Origin of the sequence: Clostridium sp. D5, from assembly GCF_000190355.1 — a bacterium.
GTDB lineage: Bacteria > Bacillota > Clostridia > Lachnospirales > Lachnospiraceae > Faecalicatena > Faecalicatena fissicatena_A.
This window is the reverse complement of record NZ_GL870810.1, coordinates 90146-106181: the sequence shown is the minus strand read 5'-3', so window position 1 is coordinate 106181 and position 16036 is coordinate 90146. Positions and strand designations below refer to the sequence as shown.

Genomic DNA, 16036 nt, shown 5'->3' with positions numbered 1-16036 from the left:
TCCCGGTCTGGGATCCAACCGGGAAGGAGTCTTTCCTATCGGCGGATGAACCTAGCTTACCGTGAGCCGGGACGGACTGTGAAAAGCACCTGTCCTGTTGGAAATACTTTTAGCGAGCATAGCGGCAGTTAGAGGAAATCCGCGAAATCAGTCAGAAAAAATCTGCTTCCGAAGCAGATTTTTAGAACGCCTGAGGCGTTTAATCATCAGATTAAACGGTGAATGCGTTCGGTTCTGGCTGATTTTGCGGATTTACTCTTACTGCCGCTTGGCGCAGCGGCTGTATTTCCAACAGGGCAGGTGCTTTTCACAGTCCGTCCCGGCTCACGGTAAGCGTCCCCCTTCATCCGTGACCGAGACTAAAGCTCGTTCCCTAAATCCCGTCGTATATCTCATGTAGTTTTTCATAAAGCGGCATGAGTTTCCCATATATATTCTGGAACACATCCCGGTACAGTTCATGGTATATCTGATGCTGCTCCATATCCGGTTCAAACACATCCTTCAGATGCACCATGGCTTCCTGCGCCTCCTCGTAGTTTTTAAACACTCCCATTCCCACAAATGCCGCCATTGCACTGCCAATACCTGTAGCCTCGTAGCTCTGCATTCGCTTTACGGGGATTCCGAACATATCGGCTGTGATCTGGCAGATTTCATCGCTCTGGGAACCGCCCCCGCCCAGCCGGATTTCCTCAAACACATGGCCGGAGCGCTTCTCCAGCAGCCGCATCCCATCCATAAGGGCAAAGTTGATGCCTTCTATAATTGCGCGGTACAGATGGATTCTGGTGTGCTGATCCGAGAAACCGATGATGGCGCCTCGAGCTACCGGCATTGTCACATTCGGAGTAAAATAGGGCTGAAATAAGAGTCCTCCGCAGCCTGCCGGGACTTCCTTGAGCCGCTTGTTCAGCAGCTGCTCTGCCGTGACTCCCAGGAGCTTTGCCTGCTCCACTTCTTTTTCTGCAAATTCCTTTTTAAACCAGGATATCAGCCAGTAGCCTCTGTATATCTCGATTTCCGGATTATACCATCCCGGTATCACAGACGGATAGGGCGGTATAAAACGCTCCGGTTCCAGATAACGGCTGATATTAAATGTAATTGTAGCTGTGGTTCCAAATCCTATGGCTGCTTTCTCTTTGGAGGTACAGCCCAGTCCCAGGATCTCACAGGCTTTATCGGAACCGGATGCCAGAACCGGAAGGCCTTCCCGCAGACCGGTATCCTCCGCCGCTTTCTTTGTTATATAGCCCAGGATCTCCCCGGACTCTTTGACCTCGCAAAGCTTTTCCGGCTCCACATCGAACACCGGGCGGGTCAGTGCACCTTTTCTCTGCCAGTTTCTGCTCTGGCTGTCTATCGGAAGGCGCCCTACCAGGCAGGCCGCGGCATCCGTCATATTTCCGGTTAAAAGGAACGTCAGATAGCCACTGAGCAGAAGATATTTATCCGTCTTGGCCCAGATGTCCGGCTCCTTCTGCATGATCCAGTTACAGTGTGCTTTCTGAAACTGAACTTTTGCAGTTTCTTCCATCCCCACAGCTTTCAGCATCATCCTTGTAACCTGTGAAAACCTGGGGCCGCCCTCCGCACTTCTTTTATCCAGCCAGACAATTGCAGGACGCAGGGGCTTTCCCTCTTTATCAACGCAGATCACCGTATCACGGATTGTTGTGATCGAGACCGCATTTATCCGTTCCCACAGACTGCTTTCCTCTTTCAGCTTCTTTGCAGCCGCACAGATACTGCGGTAATAAAAATCCGCATCCTGCTCAGCCCAGTCAGGCTCCCGGGAAATATAGGGCGGCTCATGCCTTGTCTGCCCCTTGCCCAATATCTCCCCGCGGTTATTGATCATCAGTGCACGGGAACTCTGTGTCCCCACATCAAAAGTCAGTACAAGCCTTTCTTCTCTCTCTCCCATGGTTTTCCCTCCATAAGGATACGCTTTTCACAGTCTTACCGGCTGCCTTATTGTATATCCTCTCTCAAAAACCGTTTTCCCTCTTCCGGCAGATCCAGTCCCAGCGTCCCGCCGGGATTCATATTGTATCCCGGGTCAAAATAATTTTTCAGCGCCCGGATCACACCGTACTCATTGCGTCCGATCTGTCCTTCCAGCCATGGTGCAAACATTTTTCCGATACCGTGATGATGGCTCAAGGCGGCTCCGGACTTCTGAATGGCATCCAGAATTGTAGCATGATAGGCCCTGAACTCCTCGGCATCATCCATCCGTGTTATAAAAATGAAGTACAGGTTTGCCCCCTGCGGATAACAATGGGACATATGGGTCGTCACAATCGTATTCGGCAGGGCATGGCAGACTTTGCGGACTTCTTCGTGCACCCTTCCCATATTTGACCAGTTCACAGAGCATTCCAGCGTGTCTGTCATAATGCCGAAGTCCAGCAGAGTATCCCTGAGATAGGGATCCGTAAATCTCCCCTTCTCCCAGCTCTTTGCCACAAATGAGGTCAGGCTCATCCCGCCGTACTCTTTTGCAATCTTACGGATATTTTTGGCTACATTTTCAGAAAATCCTTCTTCCCCATCGGTAAATCCCAGGAACAGGCATCGCTCCATATCTGCATATCCCCTTGCGTCCAGCAGTTTCCAAAGGGGTGTCTCATCTACATTGTACAGGCGGAGCATCAGATTCGTTTCCTCAGGGTCGGACAGTCGGAATACTGAGGAAAATCCGGCCTCACACTGCATCATTTCTCTTGCCGCCTCCTGGGCGGTCTTCCAGTCTTTGAATATGTAGGAGAACCGCTTTCTGTTCTCGGGCATATAACGGAATACTTTCAGCGTCACCTCTGTCAGAACGCCAAACGTTCCTTCACTTCCCATCATAATCTCATTCAGGTTCGGGCCGGTTGCCTCCCTTGGATAATGGCTGGTTTGTAGATTTCCAATCGGAGTCGCATATTTCTGGGACAGCACGATATCGGTGATACATCCATAATAGGTACTGTTCTGCCCGGCTCCTCTGGTGACAACCCAGCCGCCCACACTGCTGTACTCGAAGGACTGCGGAAAGTGCCCGCAGGTGTAAGCGCGTTTTGCTCCCATCAGCTTCTGGGCATGGTTCAGCGCACGCTCCAGCTTTGGCCCCGACATACCGCTCTGCACGGTGATTGTCTGATCCGTCTCATTGAAGGAAACAATCTTATGATAGCGTTTACGCATATCCAGGGATATTCCGCCTTTCACAGGCTCCACGCCGCGTGTTACACTGCTGCCGCCCCCGTACACATAAAGCGGTATTCCATGTTTTGTGCAGTAAGCTACGATCTCTTCAATCTGCTTCGTTGTTCCCGGATATACCACAACATCCGGCAGATTTTCAATGATACGCTGTCTGAGTCTTGCCGCATCATAGCCGGTCTTTCCGTATGCTACCGCAAGTCTCGGGTAGTCCTCTGTTGTAACGAATTCCTCCCCGGCAATCTTTTTCATCGCCTCGATGTGTTCCTCACCCAGATTGCACGGAGCATCCAGCTTCACAGAATCCATCCCGATGTCCCCGTCATAGGAGCTGAAATCCTCATCTGTCATATTGAATATCTGTTTCATCATTTTGTAAAGGGATTCCTTCGGATACTTCACGTATTTGGGATCCCCCCAACGGAAAATGGACCTGTAACTGTCCTTTGGTGCAGGTGTTTTCACCCATTTCGGTTCAAAATCTTTGTACGGCTTGCTCATAGCTGCTTTTCTCCCTTCTGACATATCATTTTCTTTTGCAGTGCTTCTGTGTATCAGAGTTTTGTTTTTCTTCCCCTTTTTTCTTAACATACACGTTACTCTTCTTTTAAGATGCTGCTCGTCACGATCACGTCCGCTCCGAGTCCCAGTACATTTTTAATTACCGGATCTCCCGTCCCGCAGATCTCTCTGACCATAACTTTATTGATCTCCTGCATCACATCAAAAATCCGCTCTTTTGGTATCTCAACCGAAACCCGCACGGGAAGCACCGGGGCTTCCGGAAATACGGTTCGCACGGTGGAGCAGATCGTACGCATGGGATGTGTCATTTCCTCTATGGCAAACTGTTCCCCGCGCTTGCACTGATTGCCGCTGACAACCCACTCTCCGTCCTTCTCTTCCACCTCCAGGCGGCATCCATTCGGACATACAATACAGGTTAACTCTTTCATGCTCCCGCCTCCTTTCGGACTGCCGCCTCAATCCTGCTGCCCGGCGCCGCCTGAAACAGGCTTAAGTTTAACTCCAGACGTTCCATCTCCGGCGGCTTAAGGTTACGGTACTTTTTAGTAAAGACCTCTTTCCCGTCCACTGTAAATACAAATGTGCCATTTGCCACACTCTCCCTGCTGCGGAAATAGAAAACTGCCATTTCTTCGCCTGAACCCAGACACAGCTTCTGCGGAACGATATACTGCAGCGAGGGATTCACCTCTATCTCCAGCTCAGCGGTTTTTCTCCCAGATCCGCCGCTGCACTCCCCGGCTTTCTGCCCAAACTTATCTCCATTTCCTTCGACTTTCAAACCTGTTTCGCTTCCATTCCCTTCAGATTTGATTCTTGCCTCACTGCCGACGCCCACTGCATCAAATGCATATTTTGCAGCCGCAGCTCCTGCCAGCTCACCGCTCTCCGACACGTAATCCACCAGATCATTGACATGCAGCGCATTTCCGCAGGAGAAAGTCCCTGTAATCTCTGTCATAAAGTGATTATCACAGAACGGCCCCTTTGTGTGACCATCCAGTCTTATTCCCAGTTTTTCCGCCATCTCATTTTCGGGGATCAGACCAACGGACAAGATTAACGAGTCGCATGCTACCTTTTTTTTCGTGGATTCAATCGGCCTCATATGCTCATCCACTTCCGCCACTTCCACAGCTGTCAGCCGTCCCTCTCCGAATACCCTTGTGACGGTGTGGGACAGATGCAACGGAATCTGGTAATCATCCAGACACTGGACAATATTTCTTGTAAGTCCGGAGGGTTCCGGCTTTACCTCATAAACTCCCAGTACCCGGGCGCCCTCCAGTGTCAGTCTCCTCGCCATGATCAGCCCGATATCCCCGCTGCCCAGAATTACGCAGCGGCCGGCCGGCATCTTTCCCTGCAGATTGACAAAATGCTGGGCCGTTCCTGCCGTCATGACTCCCGCCGGACGGGTGCCGTGGATCTGCACCTGCTTTGCAGTTCTCTCTCTGCATCCCGTGGCAAGGACCAGAGCCTTTGCCATGTACTCCTGGACACCCTGTCTGTTTACTGCCGTCAGCATAAAACTTCCGTCTGCCTTTTTCATCTCTGTCACAAAGGTCAGCAACTCAGATTCTATTTTTCTTTCCCTGAATTCGTGGATGAACCGCTCCACATATTCCGGTCCGGAAAGCTTTTCACCGAAGCGGACCAGACCAAAGCCATCGTGGATACACTGCTTCAAAATTCCGCCCAGCCTGGCTTCTCTTTCGATCAATAGAACTTTTGCTCCCTGTTTATCCGCGGAAATGGCCGCCGCAAGACCGGCAGGGCCGCCGCCGATTATGATGACATCATATTCTTTCATATCTCTGCCGCCTCCCCCGTCTTTCGTATTTCCTTTGTATCGCGCAGAAGGATCTCCGTTCCCTCCCCCGCTTTTCTCACTTGTTCTTCCGGGATCTCCAGAAATTCACTTATAATCTTTGTCACAAGAGGCATACAGAATCCCCCCTGGCATCTGCCCATCCCCGGACGGACCCTCTTTTTAATTCCGTCAATCGTAGGAACACAGATCGGGGACTTCAGTGCATCCAGTATCTCCCCCCTGCTGATCTCTTCACACCGGCATACGATCTCACCATAGTCCGGATTCTCCCGGATCAACCGATTTCTCTCTTCATTGGAAAGTCTGTTCAGAACCGGCGGTGCCTTGCGCACAGGATTGAAAGCCGGATTCGGCTCTACCGCCCCCTCTTTTTTCAACTCCTCCACTGCCATCTTTTCGATGTCCAGGGCTACTGCCGGTGCCGTCGTCAGCCCCGGTGACTGTATCCCGCCGCAATGGATCAGATTCCGGGTCTTACGCCCCTTTTCAATAATAAAATCTTCCTCATAAGTGGCCGCCCTGACACCGGTAAAATATGTAATAATATCCCGTTCACTCAATGCTTCCGCTGTCATTCTCTGTTTGGCAAAAACTGCATCAATGCTGCTGCGGTGTGTGGCATAATTCTCTTTTTCAGGTGTCTCTACCGCGTTTGGCCCGACCAGCAGATTATCGTGAACGGTATGCAGTATTCCGCCGCCCTTTGTGTGGGACGTATTTTTTTTCAGGGTCTTAATGGACGCAATCCCCATAACGAGAGGACCTGCCTTCTTATCCAGGATCGAGTTGGTCCCCCGTCTCGGATGAATGGAATAAAACCGGTCGCCGGCCATCCTGGCAATATCCTCGGCGAACACTCCCGCTGCGTTGATCACGATCCTGGGATAAATTGTCCCCCGGTTCGTCTGGACGGAACATATCTTCCCTTCCTTCACTTCCATTCCAAGCACCCCTGTATTCAGAGATATTCTGGCTCCGTTTTCCACTGCATTTTCCCCATAGGCAATGGTAAGACCATAGGGGCAGACACAGCCTGCTGAAGGATTGAACATGGCAAACTTGAAAGCAGGATTCAGATTCGGTTCTCTTTTCGCCAGTTCTTTTCTGCTCATCATCCGGGTATCGGTCACCTTACAGATATGCTTTCTCTGCCATGCATATGCCCAAACGGCCGGATACATCCACCAGTCTGTAAAACCTACGTACTGCCCGCACCGTTCAAACGGAACACTCAGTTCCTCACATACTCTGTCATACATCTTATTTCCCAGCAGGACATAATGCTGCTTCAAGCTTCCCTTATTCAGATCCACCCCTGGATGGACCTCGCCGTCATTTCTCCCGGATGCCTGCACTGCCAGATCCGCCTCTTTATCCACAAGCAGAATATCCAGCTTCCATTTCGAGAGTTCTCTTGCGATACTTACCCCCGAAATGCCGCCCCCGATGATCAGAACGTCCGGGCGGCTGCCCTCCAGCGCCTGATCCTGAAACGATGGAAGCCGCAGAGAAGCGGGTTTTTCCCCTTCTAGGAGGATGTCATTCACCACATGCATGCCGGACTTTTTGTCCACACACATGCTGCAGGCCGTCACAATATCCTCCCAACGTTTTAGATGTCCGGAGACCACGATACATCCCTCCGCTACCCGCACTGAAACAGCCGAGCCATAACGGCGGCCAAGCTTCTTCTGAAGCGATTTTACATTCATGCAATCCCTTCCTTCCCCAAAGATTCGAACGCACCGGCATGACCTCCCGGAGCATTGTTATTTTCTGCATGATGATACTTCTATGTATCTATTTTCATACTATTTACACCATAGTGACATTATACGTCAAATTATCAGACATTTCCACCCTAACCAGGGAATTTTTACGGGTATCCCCCCAGGACCATGTATAGTAAGTCATTGAGCTTTATAAATATTTCACACTTTTTTCATTGACACCCTATATATCCTATGTTACATTAGTCAAAAGAAATGATAGTAATATTTTTGGACTAATTTGAGGTAGTCATATGGAGGTATATATATGGAACAATTAGAGGAGAGATTATCTGAAAAATGGAAGATACTCAACAAGAGGTATGAGGAGTATGCCAGAGCGGCCGGCCTGACAACCATGAGTTTAACCGTTTTGGAAATTATCTATGAGAATCAGGACAAATGTACGCAAAAACTGATCTGTGAACAAAGTCATTTTACCAAGCAAAGCGTAAATATGATTATCAAATCTTTCTGGGAACAGGGATATGTGGAATTAGTAGAAGTAAAAACTGACCGGAGGAATAAGCAGGTAAAACTGAGTAAAAGCGGCAGGCAGTACGCAGACAAAATCATCGGCTGCTTATGGCAGGCGGACAGCGATGTGATAGAAAAATTGACAGTTCAGCAGCGGGAGGCACTGATCGTTTACGCTGACTTATATGAGGAATGTATCCTGAACGCAACCGCCAGCGTAACGGACATCTTGCATAAAAAAACGACAGGAGGTGGCGGCGTTGATAAATGAGACCTGGATTCACTGCCCTCACTGCAGAAGTAAAACCAGATTAAAAGCACGATACGATACCATACTCAAAAATTTTCCACTGTATTGCCCGAAATGCAGACAGGAAACGTTGATTAATGTTGCAAATTTAAAACTAAAAGTTCTTACTGAGCCAGACGCTTAAGACGCAGAGCCAATGAAGTGTGAAAACACAGCATTGGCTCTTTTATATAGAATGGAGGAATTAACTTGTTAAAAATATTAAAAAATCTAACCAAAAAGGAATGGGGGCTGGCTGCCATAAGCCTTGGGCTTATTGTCTTCCAGGTTTGGCTTGATCTGACCCTGCCGGAATTTATGGGGAAAATCACTGCGCTTGTGCAGGCTCCGGGAAGCGGGCTGAACGAAATTCTGCTCACAGGCGGCAAGATGCTGCTGCTTGCCCTGGGAAGTGTTGCAGTTTCCGTCATTATCGCCGGACTCGCCGCACGGATTGCAACCAATCTTTCTTCCAGATTAAGGACAAATTTGTTTCGTAAAGTCCAGTCGTTCACCATGCAGGAGATCAATAATTTTTCTATCCCCAGCCTCATCACGAGAACCACAAACGATATCACGCAGATTCAAATGCTGGTGGTAATTGGATTACAAATACTGATTAAATCTCCGATACTGGCGGTGTGGGCCATAATAAAAATTATGGACAAAAGCTGGCAGTGGTCGCTGGCAACAGGATTTGCCGTAGCAGCACTGATTCTTGTATCGGTGATCATGATTACCCTGGCAATTCCCAAATTCAAATTACTGCAGCAGCAGACAGATGATTTGAGCCGTGTTTCCAGAGAAAACCTGACGGGTCTTGGCGTTGTCCGTGCATATAACGCAGAGGAGTATCAAGAAGAAAAATTTGATAAAATCAACAATACTTTTACCCGTACAAATCTGTTTTCCAATCGTCTGATGGCTGCACTGCTGCCTTCTGTGGAGTTAATTATGAATGGCCTGGCATTATCTGTATACTGGATCGGGGCTGTACTGATTTCTTCCGCAGCCATTGAGGCACGGCTTACTCTGTTTTCTGACATGATGGTATTTTCTTCCTATGCCATTCAGCTGCTCATGGCGTTTATGATGATCGTTATGGTCCTGATCCTGATTCCCCGCGCCAGCGTGTCCGCGAACCGTATTTGCGAAGTCCTGGAAACAGACCCGGCTATTAAAGACGGAACCATCAATGATTTGCATACGGCCACGCCCGGTGAGGTGGAATTTAAAAATGTCAGCTTTAAATACCCGGATGCGGAAGACTATGTACTTCAGGACATCAGTTTTCGGGCAGGTAAAGGCGAAACAGTCGCGTTTATTGGTGCGACAGGCTGCGGAAAGAGTACAGTTATAAACCTGATCCCAAGATTTTATGACGCCACAGAGGGTGCAGTTTATGTTGACGGAATCAATGTCAAGGACTTTACCCAGGCTGCTTTGCGCAATAAAATCGGATATGTTTCTCAAAAGGCAATTCTGTTTAAAGGGGACATTTCCTCCAACGTATCTTTTGGTTCTAATGGAACAGAGGGTGTGACCAGGGATGCGGTTGTTTCCGCCATATCTACCGCTCAAAGCACAAATTTTGTGGAAGGCATGGAGGATTCCTACAAAAGCTATGTGGCCCCCGGCGGAACCAATCTGTCCGGCGGACAAAAACAGCGTCTTTCTATTGCCAGGGCAATTGCAAGAGATCCTGAGATCCTGATTTTTGACGATAGCTTCTCTGCCCTAGACTATAAAACAGACCGGCTGCTTAGAAGTGAGCTGAAAGCTCATGCAGCGGACGCAACCATCATTATTGTGGCTCAGCGGATTGGAACCATTAAGGATGCAGATAAAATTATCGTTTTAGAAGAAGGCCGGGTTGCGGGCATGGGAACACATCAGGAATTGATGAAAAACTGTGGGTTATACAAGGAAATCGCTTATTCCCAGCTTTCAAAGGAGGAATTAGAAAATGAATCAAGAGCAATACAATAATAATCAAAATACTGACGGGATGGATCTATCCGATTTTTCCGGCTTGGGTGGAACCGTAGAAAAGGCAAAGGATACCAAAAAAACAGTCAGAAGGCTTATATCCTATTCCCAAAAATATCTGGCCGTAATTGCAATCGCTGTGGCTGCCGCAGTTGCAGGTACCGTGATTGCTCTGTCAGCCCCCGGAAAGCTGAAGGATCTGACCAATCTTATTACGGATGGGATCGCTTCAACAATTAATATGCCCGGCATTATGAAAATTGGGGTTCTGCTGATTCTATTATATTTGACGAGTGCCCTTTTAAACACCCTGCAGGGTTGGATTATGGCGACAGTTACACAGAGAATCTCCCAGAGAATGCGGACCGACATCAGCAAAAAAATCAACCGGCTGCCTATGTGGTTTTATCATAAAAATACGACAGGGGATATCCTCTCCCGTATCACCAACGATGTGGATTCCCTTGGGCAGAATCTGAACAACAGCGTAACCACTCTTGTCACATCGGTCACCATGCTTGCCGGCTCTTTGATCATGATGTTTCTGACAAACTGGATTATGACGGTTACGGCAATCGCTGCTGTTGTCATTGGCTTTATTATCATGCTGCTTATTATGAATAAATCACAGAAATATTTTGATAACCAGCAGAAATACCTGGGGAAGATTAACGGACACATTGAGGAAACCTACACAGGCCACACCATTGTAAAGGCATATAACGGCGAACAGCAGATGTATGAGCCTTTCAAAAGCCTGAATAAAAAACTGAAAAAAAGCACTTATATGGCCCAATTTCTATCCGGACTGATGATGCCTGTCATGACCTTTGTGGACAATATCGGTTATGTAGCAGTCATTGTAGTGGGCGCAGCGCTGGTACTAAGCGGAAATATTACGTTTGGGGTAATTGTGGCGTTTATAGAATATGTGCGTTATTTTACCCAGCCCCTCACCCAGATTTCCCAACTGGCACAGGGATTACAGATGGCGGTTGCGTCCGGTGAACGTGTATTTGAATTTCTGGATGCAGAAGAAATGGCTGAGGAAGGGCATAAGAATACACATCTTAAGAAAGCTGCCGGACATGTGGAATTTAGGAATGTGAAGTTTGGATACGAGGGCACGGATAAAACAATTATCCATAACTTTTCTGCAAACGCCAGCCCGGGGCAGAAAATCGCAATTGTCGGTCCCACCGGTGCAGGGAAAACAACCCTTGTCAATCTGCTGATGCGCTTTCATGAGATAAGCGGCGGAGATATTTTGATTGACGGTGTTTCGATCAGCCAGATGACGAGAGAGCAGGTTCATTCCCTCTTCTGCATGGTGCTTCAGGATACCTGGCTTTTTGAAGGCACCATCCGGGAAAACATCGTTTATAACAAGCAGAGTGTTTCTGATAAAATGCTTGAGCAGGCGTGCAGGGCCGTCGGTCTGCACCACTTCATCCGGACGCTCCCAAAAGGCTATGATACAGTTCTGAATAACAAGGTCAGTCTTTCCGCGGGCCAGCGGCAGCAGATTACCATTGCACGGGCCATGATTGATAATGCACCCATGCTGATCTTAGATGAGGCAACCAGCTCCATCGACACCCGTACAGAAGCACTGATTCAAAATGCCATGGATAAGCTGATGCAGGGACGCACCTCATTTGTCATCGCACACCGGCTCTCAACTATTAAAAACGCGGATATCATCTTTGTATTAAAAGACGGTGATATTGTGGAAAGCGGCAGCCATTCAGAGCTGATGGAAAAAGGCGGATTTTATGCGGAGCTCTATAACAGTCAGTTTGAGGTTGCCTAAAAGATAAGACCGATGTGATCCAAAAGGAAGATTAAAAACAGGCAGCAAAACGGCATAGCCAGAACGACTATGCCGTATGCTGTGATCATGCTGCTTTATTGGGGAAGTACCTCACGGAGAGTCCTCATTTATTTATGGAACAGTGACCAGTATCCCTGTACGAATATGAACAATACGACTAAGGGCAGGATATAGGAAACGTAGATCCTTGCCCATTTTGGGAATTTGATTCCGGTTCCTGTATTTGCTTCTTTGCTGAAGTTTTTCCATCCCCACCCAATACGGCTGGTACAGAACAGCAGGTAGATCAGGCTGCCCAGGGGAAGGAGGTTATTGCTTACAAGGAAGTCTTCAAAGTCCAGCACATTTGTGCCTGCACCCATTGGGGCAAATCCGCTCCACATATTAAAACCAAGCACGCACGGAAGGGAAAGCACGATAATTGCTGCCAGGTTTATGAGTACCGCTTTTATCCGGCTGCAACCCGTCAGGTCCATGGCAAAGGATATGATGTTTTCGAATACCGCAATGATCGTGGATGCTGCAGCAAAAAACATACACAGGAAAAACAGGGTTCCCCAGATTCTGCCTCCGCTCATGGAGTTGAAAATATTCGGCAGAGTGATAAAGATCAGGCTCGGCCCGCTGTCCGGCTTTACTCCGAATGCAAAGCACGCCGGGAAGATAATCAGACCCGCAACAAGGGCCACGCAGGTGTCCAGTATCGTAACGCAGACCGCCTCTCCTGTGAGTGTTCTCTTCTTATCTATATAGCTCCCGAATATGGCAATCGCGCCAATCCCGAGGCTCAGGGTAAAGAAGGCCTGTCCCATGGCTGCGAATACCACATCCATTATCCCGGCTTCTTTTACTTTCGAAAAATCAGGAGACAGATAAAAGCGCAGACCTTCTCCCGCCCCTTCCAGAGTGGCAGAACGCACTGCCAGTATAATCATCAGCGCCAGAAGGATCAGCATCATCACCTTAGTAATCTTCTCCACACCTTTCTGCAGTCCCTTGCTGCAGATAGCAAAGCACAGCGCCACAACAATGATCATACACACGGCCATGAGAACCGGACGTGCCGTCAGTGCGCCAAACTCTCCGGCAATCTCTTCCGCGTTCAGCCCCTCGAACTTTCCGCCCGCCATCTTAACAAAATACAACAGCATCCATCCCCCGATGGTTGTATAGAACATCATCAGAAGATAATTCCCCGCCATTGCACCGTACTTATACCAGTGCCACTTTGTCCCTTCAGGCTCCAGCCTGTCAAAGGATAAAGCTGCGCTCACCTGGCTTGCCCTTCCCACGGCAAACTCCATTACCATGATCGGAAGCCCAAGAACCAGGAGGAAAAACAGATAAATCAATACAAATGCAGCCCCTCCATATTGCCCCGTAATATAGGGAAACCGCCAGACATTGCCCAAACCGATGGCACATCCCGCTGATATCAGGATAAATCCCAGCCTGGAACCAAACTTTTCTCTTTTCATTTTACTCTCAAACCCTCTCTATAGTTTTATTTATTATGTATTTTTTTCTTTGCTGAACATTATAACGAACTGCAGTGAAATATAGATTCGATATTGCATAGCATATTTAATTTTATAATATAAAAATGATATATTGTAGCCCCATCATAGCAAATTCACATGAGTTCCTTTTCAATTTCTTCTATCGTCGGCATGGAAGCCTTTTACCACGAGCAACACCACTGTTTCCACATACGGTAAGACGGAAGTTTTATACTACATGGCGGAAGTATTTTCGTAATATAATAGCACGATAATTTTACCCCGCTAACTCCCTTCTGACAAAAATCACCCCTTTATGAAAGAATTTCATCCCTTTTAGCACACTACCGTATTCTATTTATCAATAAAACATAATAATATCTTTTATCATATCTCGCTTAACAATTGCATAAAGTGACTCATATCCATTAAATTTTGTATTTCAATTATAGCTCTAAAAACTAAAAATGCTTTTGTAAATTCTTCATAATCCTCCTGCCTTTTTAAAGAAATAGTAAGTTGATATTCTTTATTATCATTATGTATTCTGAATCTGAAACTTCTATTTTCAACATCATAGCTATCTGAAAAATAGAATTTTTCTTCATTTTTTTTAATTGTCGCCTCTACCTCTCCCATTGTCATTAATTGCAAATTTAAGTTTACAATCTCAATAATATTCCATATTAATTCATAGTAAACTTCCAAGTCATCAACAGATGGTATTGTAAATTGATGTTCCATCCTATTTCTTATTTGATTAAGCTTATTAACAGATTTATTTGGAAACATTCCAATGTCTGATAAAAATTGAGTTTTTCTTTCAAATTTTAAATTGTATTTGTTAAATATACCTTTTAAATTTATCGCCTCAAAGAACATATCAAGTTCACAATCAAGCGCCCTCTTTAAATTTGATACTACTCCAACCTTACCTTTTGTATTATTTTCATGCAAATCAATCTGAGCATATTTCAAAAAGTCTTTTGATGTTATCTCATAGGAAGGGATGTCAAATATGATACCAGTAGCTCCATCAACAACAAATTCGTCACACTGTAAAATCCAATTGACTAAATCTTTTATATTCTCCATATGTTTCTCCCCTAATGCCATATAATATTCTCATGATTTTTTTATGTCTTTCAATAAATGTATAAAAAGGATAAAATCTTTTGCCAAAACGTTCATTTTCTTTACCCCACCCCAGTAACCGGAAACTTATATCATTTCAAAAAGCAAAAAACCACACCTACATACCCAGCACAAATCCCCGAAACCCTTTGATTTACTGGGCTCTCCTAGTCAGCAGAACCACGGTTTCAACGTGCGGTGGAACGGATATTTTATACTACATGGCAAAACTTTTTAATACTGGTTGCATAGATTTCCAGAACCTTTCGCCAAAAAACTTTTCGAAGAACGAATATCTCGAATTCTAGCAAGTAATTCATCAAAATAATTGCCACCACCCAAATTTTTAAGGCGTTCGTCATCAAGGGCAAACCCTTTTTTCATGTATTCTTTCAAAACATCTGTTGACCAAATTCTAAATTGTGTACCTCGAAGTGATTTGACTCTATATCCTACGGATATAATTACATCAAGATTATAATAGTCAACCTGATACGTTTTTCCATCTGATGCAGTGTAGGCAAATTTTGCCCAAACTGATTCTTTATGTAATTCACCCTCTTTAAAGATGTTTCTAATATGTTTTCCAATTACACTTTTATCTCGTTGAAATAGTTCGGCCATCTGGTCTATTGATAACCAGACAGTGTCATTGTCAAATGTAACTTCAATTTTTGTAATACCATCTTCTGTTGTATACATTAATTAATTAAATTGTTGCAAAAGATTCCCTCCTTTAATCTCTCTGAATTATGTATCATATTTACTAAATTGGCTTCATAAATTGACGCATAAGCAAATATCTGGTTACGTATCTCAAACATTAAATTTTCATCAATTGCTTCTATTCCCTCGTAAAGTTAATATGCAAATCTAAGTGAGAAGCACGGCGTTTTCCACATGTCCAATATACCAAGAATAATCTTACGTCATTGTCTTTTTACTGTCAAGCAGGATCTCCTTCTCACACCGCTTCTTTTTACCTTGGTTCAGGCAAAAGGAGTAAAAATACTTCAATTCCCCCTCAAAACGGGAAAAAAGACCTTCCAAAAACTCCCTGCTGTTCTCTTCTATAATATACTGATTTTTCTGAATAAACCGGACATCCCCATTCGGCCCGATCAATGCGCTGCCAATCTCCCGGTTCCTGGCCAGAACATTATAAATATCGGTACAAGAGCAGCGGATGGAATTGGCTCCGCGTAGCCAATCCCATCCGCTGCTCCGGTTCAGGGCCTCACAGGGAAAGAATCTTTGTCTTCCGCACTGATGCACCAGCCCTATGCCAGGCTTGCCGGGAAGGTTTTGGAGCTGTATATGTCCTTTCGGAATGCTAGAGTGCGCTTACTGCTTCTTGGATAAAATACTGCCGGGAATGTGGGAGGAAACATGATTCCGAATCATGTTTCCGGATGACCAGCATGGGAAAATATCAATTTTCCCATGCTGTGTCATCCCGTGCCCACA

12 protein-coding genes and 1 pseudogene are annotated in these 16036 nt (G+C 46.3%); 4 read left to right on the top strand and 9 right to left on the bottom strand.

Annotation, left to right across the window (positions count from 1 at the left end; genetic code table 11):
- Nucleotides 1-373 precede the first annotated feature (373 nt).
- Genes HMPREF0240_RS06900 through HMPREF0240_RS06880 form a run of 5 tightly spaced genes read right to left on the bottom strand, consistent with a single transcriptional unit; the run spans nucleotide 374 to nucleotide 7290 of the window.
- Nucleotides 374-1930: an FGGY-family carbohydrate kinase gene (locus HMPREF0240_RS06900; protein ID WP_009002726.1), complete on the bottom strand. Its 1557-nt coding sequence runs from the start codon at nucleotides 1928-1930 to the stop codon at nucleotides 374-376.
- 47 nt (nucleotides 1931-1977) lie between these two features.
- Nucleotides 1978-3807: an FAD-binding oxidoreductase gene (locus HMPREF0240_RS06895; protein ID WP_242833305.1), complete on the bottom strand. Its 1830-nt coding sequence runs from the start codon at nucleotides 3805-3807 to the stop codon at nucleotides 1978-1980.
- A gap of 5 nt (nucleotides 3808-3812) precedes the next feature.
- Entirely contained in the window at nucleotides 3813-4172 is a 360-nt protein-coding gene (locus HMPREF0240_RS06890) for a DUF1667 domain-containing protein (protein WP_009002724.1), read from the bottom strand.
- Nucleotides 4169-5557, bottom strand: coding sequence for an FAD-dependent oxidoreductase (locus HMPREF0240_RS06885; RefSeq protein ID WP_009002723.1), 1389 nt, complete (start codon nucleotides 5555-5557; stop codon nucleotides 4169-4171). Before HMPREF0240_RS06885 ends, HMPREF0240_RS06890 begins: the two co-directional genes overlap by 4 nt.
- Nucleotides 5554-7290, bottom strand: a complete 1737-nt coding sequence (locus HMPREF0240_RS06880; RefSeq protein ID WP_009002722.1) for an NAD(P)/FAD-dependent oxidoreductase — start codon at nucleotides 7288-7290, stop codon at nucleotides 5554-5556. The genes HMPREF0240_RS06885 and HMPREF0240_RS06880 overlap by 4 nt, the downstream gene beginning before the upstream one ends.
- 325 nt (nucleotides 7291-7615) lie before the next feature.
- On the opposite strand from HMPREF0240_RS06880, the gene HMPREF0240_RS06875 reads away from it, so the two are divergent.
- The 4 genes from HMPREF0240_RS06875 to HMPREF0240_RS06865 all read left to right on the top strand — a co-directional run bounded on the left by HMPREF0240_RS06875 (nucleotide 7616) and on the right by HMPREF0240_RS06865 (nucleotide 11915).
- Nucleotides 7616-8095, top strand: coding sequence for a helix-turn-helix domain-containing protein (locus HMPREF0240_RS06875; protein ID WP_009002721.1), 480 nt, complete (start codon nucleotides 7616-7618; stop codon nucleotides 8093-8095).
- Nucleotides 8085-8258 carry a cysteine-rich KTR domain-containing protein gene (locus tag HMPREF0240_RS23810; RefSeq protein ID WP_083806135.1) on the top strand — a complete coding sequence of 58 codons (174 nt, stop codon included), beginning with the start codon at nucleotides 8085-8087 and terminating at the stop codon, nucleotides 8256-8258. The genes HMPREF0240_RS06875 and HMPREF0240_RS23810 overlap by 11 nt, the downstream gene beginning before the upstream one ends.
- A 65-nt stretch (nucleotides 8259-8323) precedes the next feature.
- Nucleotides 8324-10102 carry an ABC transporter ATP-binding protein gene (locus HMPREF0240_RS06870; RefSeq protein ID WP_009002719.1) on the top strand — a complete coding sequence of 593 codons (1779 nt, stop codon included), beginning with the start codon at nucleotides 8324-8326 and terminating at the stop codon, nucleotides 10100-10102.
- Nucleotides 10080-11915, top strand: coding sequence for an ABC transporter ATP-binding protein (locus tag HMPREF0240_RS06865; protein WP_009002718.1), 1836 nt, complete (start codon nucleotides 10080-10082; stop codon nucleotides 11913-11915). The genes HMPREF0240_RS06870 and HMPREF0240_RS06865 overlap by 23 nt, the downstream gene beginning before the upstream one ends.
- A gap of 128 nt (nucleotides 11916-12043) precedes the next feature.
- On the opposite strand, the gene HMPREF0240_RS06860 is transcribed toward HMPREF0240_RS06865, so the two are convergent.
- The 4 genes and pseudogenes from HMPREF0240_RS06860 to HMPREF0240_RS24795 form a co-directional block, all read right to left on the bottom strand.
- Complete coding sequence (locus HMPREF0240_RS06860) at nucleotides 12044-13414, bottom strand: sodium-dependent transporter (RefSeq protein WP_009002716.1); 1371 nt, start codon at nucleotides 13412-13414, stop codon at nucleotides 12044-12046.
- A gap of 408 nt (nucleotides 13415-13822) precedes the next feature.
- Nucleotides 13823-14530, bottom strand: coding sequence for a hypothetical protein (locus tag HMPREF0240_RS06855; RefSeq protein ID WP_148486311.1), 708 nt, complete (start codon nucleotides 14528-14530; stop codon nucleotides 13823-13825).
- A 275-nt stretch (nucleotides 14531-14805) separates the two neighbouring features.
- Nucleotides 14806-15271 (bottom strand): annotated as a pseudogene (gene rhuM / locus HMPREF0240_RS06850) (RhuM family protein); the annotation flags it as partial.
- A gap of 222 nt (nucleotides 15272-15493) precedes the next feature.
- Nucleotides 15494-15694: a hypothetical protein gene (locus tag HMPREF0240_RS24795; RefSeq protein ID WP_207636755.1), complete on the bottom strand. Its 201-nt coding sequence runs from the start codon at nucleotides 15692-15694 to the stop codon at nucleotides 15494-15496.
- Nucleotides 15695-16036 lie beyond the last annotated feature (342 nt).